Origin of the sequence: Schlesneria sp., assembly GCF_036405755.1 — a bacterium.
In the GTDB taxonomy this organism is placed as follows: domain Bacteria; phylum Planctomycetota; class Planctomycetia; order Planctomycetales; family Planctomycetaceae; genus Schlesneria; species Schlesneria sphaerica.
This window is the reverse complement of the sequence record NZ_DASWWZ010000482.1, coordinates 1-3,798: the sequence shown is the minus strand read 5'-3', so window position 1 is coordinate 3,798 and position 3,798 is coordinate 1. Positions and strand designations below refer to the sequence as shown.

Annotated in this window: 3 protein-coding genes and 1 pseudogene; 2 read left to right on the top strand and 2 right to left on the bottom strand. The window is 56.5% G+C overall.

The window, feature by feature from the left end; all coding sequences use genetic code 11:
* Together pgi and VGE80_RS16345 are read left to right on the top strand one after the other, a co-directional pair.
* Positions 1-974 (top strand): annotated as a pseudogene (gene pgi / locus VGE80_RS16350) (glucose-6-phosphate isomerase); the annotation flags it as partial.
* Between the two features lie 379 nt (positions 975-1,353).
* On the top strand, positions 1,354-1,854 hold the full coding sequence (locus VGE80_RS16345) for a universal stress protein (RefSeq protein ID WP_397570745.1): 501 nt from the start codon (positions 1,354-1,356) through the stop codon (positions 1,852-1,854).
* 180 nt (positions 1,855-2,034) lie between these two features.
* Here the strand turns inward: VGE80_RS16345 and VGE80_RS16340 are convergent, their stop codons facing one another.
* Complete coding sequence (locus tag VGE80_RS16340; protein ID WP_440593413.1) at positions 2,035-3,042, bottom strand: S1/P1 nuclease; 1,008 nt, start codon at positions 3,040-3,042, stop codon at positions 2,035-2,037.
* Positions 3,043-3,197: 155 nt separating this feature from the next.
* Positions 3,198-3,635, bottom strand: a complete 438-nt coding sequence (locus VGE80_RS16335) for a bis(5'-nucleosyl)-tetraphosphatase (protein WP_373651318.1) — start codon at positions 3,633-3,635, stop codon at positions 3,198-3,200.
* Positions 3,636-3,798 lie beyond the last annotated feature (163 nt).

Sequence of the window (3,798 nt, the reverse complement as noted above, 5' to 3'; positions counted from 1 at the left end):
CCGTGGCGATTACCCAGGACGGAAGCAAGCTGCATCAGACCGCCACGAGCGAAAACTGGCTCAAGACATTTCCGATGTGGGATTGGGTCGGTGGTCGCACATCGGTTCTCTCGGCGGTGGGGCTGCTTCCCGCAGCTCTGCAGGGGATTGCGGTGGAAGACCTGCTGGCGGGTGCGGCGGCCATGGACCGTCTGACCCGCATCACGGACCCCTGGAAGAACCCGGCCGGACTGCTCGCCTTAATCTGGTTTCACATTGGCAACGGCCAGGGTGCGAAGGATATGGTGATTCTGCCGTACAAGGATCGACTTTCTCTCTTCAGCCGGTATTTGCAGCAACTCGTGATGGAGTCGCTCGGGAAAGAGCTTGATCGGCAGGGAAAAGTCGTCCATCAGGGACTCGCCGTTTACGGTAATAAAGGCTCCACCGATCAGCATGCCTATGTTCAGCAACTTCGAGACGGGATCGCGAACTTCTTCGTGACGTTCATTCAGGTCCTGAAAGATCGGGAAGATCCGTCACTGGAAGTTGAGCCCGGAATTACCACGGGCGACTATCTGCATGGTCTTTATCTCGGAACACGCGAAGCGCTGGGAGATAACCGGCGTGATACGATCACAATTACGATCGACGAAGTGAATGGCCGCAGCGTCGGTGCCCTGATCGCACTCTACGAACGCGCCGTGGGACTGTATGCAGAACTGATCAACGTCAACGCGTACCACCAGCCCGGCGTCGAAGCAGGCAAGAAAGCCGCAGCGGTTGTGCTCGAGCTTCAATCTCTGATTCTTGGTCACCTGAAGGGACTGAGCGAACCTCAAACGGCCGAACAGATTGCTGCGGGAATTGAGCAGCCTGATGAGGTCGAATGGGTCTTCAAAATCCTGCAACATCTGGCTGCCAACCCCAGCCGGGGAGTGGTCCAGACCACCGGCGACACTCCTAATCTCGCCAAGTTCCGAGCAGTCTCTTAGCGAACCGGCAACAAAGTCGCTCGCCCTGCTCGGGTCATAGACAGCAGGACCGGCGTCCCGCGAATGAAGTTGGTTTCTTGTCAGGCCACTGCTCCTCAAAGCAGTGGCCTGAAGCCGTTCGTCAGGTCTCAGATGTCCGTTTCGAGGGAAGTTGTTGCGGGCGAGGGGCGAACAGTTGCCCGTCGAGCATTTGCTTCACTTCTCATCAAGCGACCCGCACAGACAAGATTGAGTTTCACCCAAAGTCACCTTGCGAGTCGCAAATGGATTGGTTTCGATGGTAGGATCAGAGAGTGCAGGGTGATTGACCCGTCAGGCTGATGTGAAGCGGACGAAGACATCACGCAACGACGTCGGACAGACAAGAGGGATTTCCACCATGAAGATCGCGATTCGTCGAATTTTGTTCCCCACGGACTTTAGTGCTCCCGCCAAAGAAGCCCAGCTCTACGCGATGTCACTCGCTGACCGCTTCGGTGCCGAACTTCATCTGCTGCATGTCGTTCCCCTCGTGATTCCGTACCCTGATGCCTCATTCCCCTGGGTCGTGCCGGAAAAGGAGATGCAGTTACAGGTGGATGCCGCTCAGCAGCATCTGGTGAAAGAGCTGGACCCGGAATGGGCGAAAGATCATACCGTGGTGTACAAAGCCGTCATGGGCCTCGCCGTCGATGAGATTCTCGGCTATGTCAAAGAGCACGAAATTGACCTGATCGTCGTCGGGACGCACGGCCACTCCGGGCTGGCACGCATGCTGATCGGTTCCGTTGCCGAGAAACTGGTTCGCACCTCAAGCTGCCCGGTGCTGACCGTCCATCCAACCGGACATCAGTTCGTGATCGAGTCGCCTGAAGAGCGTGCCTCGAAACTGCCATCCTGAACGGCGACTGCCTCAGAAATTTCCTCTGCGACAGTCGCGGAATCGGGGCCTCGTCTGACGATGACGGGCCGATGACTTCCGAGATCCCGGGTGAGTACGTTCTTACCCGGGTGATTCTTGATCGGATCATAAGGACTGTCGGATTCTGCCGCCGAGTCGTGCGAGGAACGACAGGCGCGATTATCGGTGAATCACTTCCCTGAGTTTTACAGCGAGGCGACGGCCGGCCAACAGGATCCGTTCCTGCGCACTGCGCCGGGCTCGCTGGAGTTCCTCGGGCGGGAAAATGGGAACGTCGGCGTCTGACAGGGGTTTGACTGCGGAAGGATCGAGAAGCACAAGCGGCAGTTTTCCATCGAGGTAAGCCGATGTTTTGGCGACACGATAACTTTCGCTCGCCCAGTCGCGAAACGTGAGGTTCCGGGTCAGATCAGATGCGGTTGCCTGCTTGAGGGCCGGATCGCGGGCAATTCTTTCTGCCTGTTGCCGGATCTGATCAAAGCGGGAGTCGTCCGAGAACATTTCATCCCAGATTCGATGCAGGTTCTTGGGGGGCGACTCAGCGTCCTTCCGAAGCGCCAGCCGGTTACCACCCTGATCGTGATGGGGCGAGTCGGGAAACAACTTGCGATCGACCAGTGCGACGACGTGCATCGGCTGGTGCAGGTCGCCGATGAGGTGCATCAGCCAGGCCAGTCGGATTGCTCGATTTTGTGCGTCAGTGACTTTGGGAACTCGCTGCGGGTCTCGACGTCCATTCACGAGAACCTTCATCGTCTGTTCGAGTTCATTGAGGATGTTTGACTCGTCCGACAGATGGTGCTCAGGAAGTCGTTCACCCTTCTGCCCCGCCGTATACGCGAAATTGACATAGTGCCACGTACTGCGGTGGTACTTATAGATCGGGTGCCGGGAATGATCCTCACGGGTGGATGACTTCGGGGGTCGAACGTAATCGGGCCAGACCGATGCCTTGAGAAAAATCCATTCCTGCTCTGAGACCGATGAAGGTTTCCCCTTTAGCAGCAGTCGTTCACGATGCGGATGCTCATTGAGAATGGCGACAACAGACGCCTGTTCGGTCGGGGTTAACTCGTCCCAGGCGATGCGGGCGATCGTCATGTGGCCCGCATCATTCCAGGCACGTCCCTCACTGCTTCCGCTCAGCAGGAGGAGAAATGCGAGCATGAGAATGACGACTGGTTGCCGGGAACTCGGACGCCGGATGCATTCCCCTGGAGTGATCAGGATGGAGCCCCGCCGAAACCTGTGCGAAGCTGTCCGCGGGCAAAGATGACTTTTCATATCCGGCCTGGCATGGTGAACGGAAGCTCAAACCGGACTTAGTCGTTGGGAAGGGGATGCGTCATGAAATGTCGCAGGATCGCTTCCAGCAGGGGATTGATGGTGAATCGCTGCACGTCGTGCGGCGGATGCCACCGCTTCCATTCGTGCCCGGCATGTTCGGTGACTGAGATGGGAAAATTTTCGGAAATCCAACCCAGGAAAATGACCAATGTCTTCTCGACACGCTCGTGGCCGAATCGGGGTTCGACGGGATAGTACTTCTCTTCGTAGCGGAATTCCGGGTCAATTTTGACAGCCTCCTGAGGGATGCCGGTCTCTTCCCACATTTCGCGCAGTGCCGTCTGCAGTTCGGTTTCACCCTCTTCGGTATGACCTTTGGGAAGATCATATCGATGTGGGTGTTTCATGAGCAAAAACGACAATTCGGGCATACGACGGAAGACAATCACGCCGCATGATTTCACTTGAAGCATGAGGTCTATCCCCTGCAGAACAGGATTTTCATTGTAAACAACAGCAGTTGGCGAGACACCATGGCGCTAACTTTACCGAACGGTCCTGTCTGCGATTGGCACTTTTCAAAACGGACATGGTATAAGGACCGGCATCTTAGAAGCCCAATTCACTGCTTGCAAT

What these genes read in the sequence shown, in the direction of transcription:
- VGE80_RS16345 (WP_397570745.1), top strand. Translation starts at nt 1,354, where the DNA reads ATGAAGATCGCGATTCGTCGAATTTTGTTCCCCACGGACTTTAGTGCT.
- VGE80_RS16340 (WP_440593413.1), bottom strand. Translation starts at nt 3,042, where the DNA reads ATGCTCGCATTTCTCCTCCTGCTGAGCGGAAGCAGTGAGGGACGTGCC.
- VGE80_RS16335 (WP_373651318.1), bottom strand. Translation starts at nt 3,635, where the DNA reads ATGCTTCAAGTGAAATCATGCGGCGTGATTGTCTTCCGTCGTATGCCC.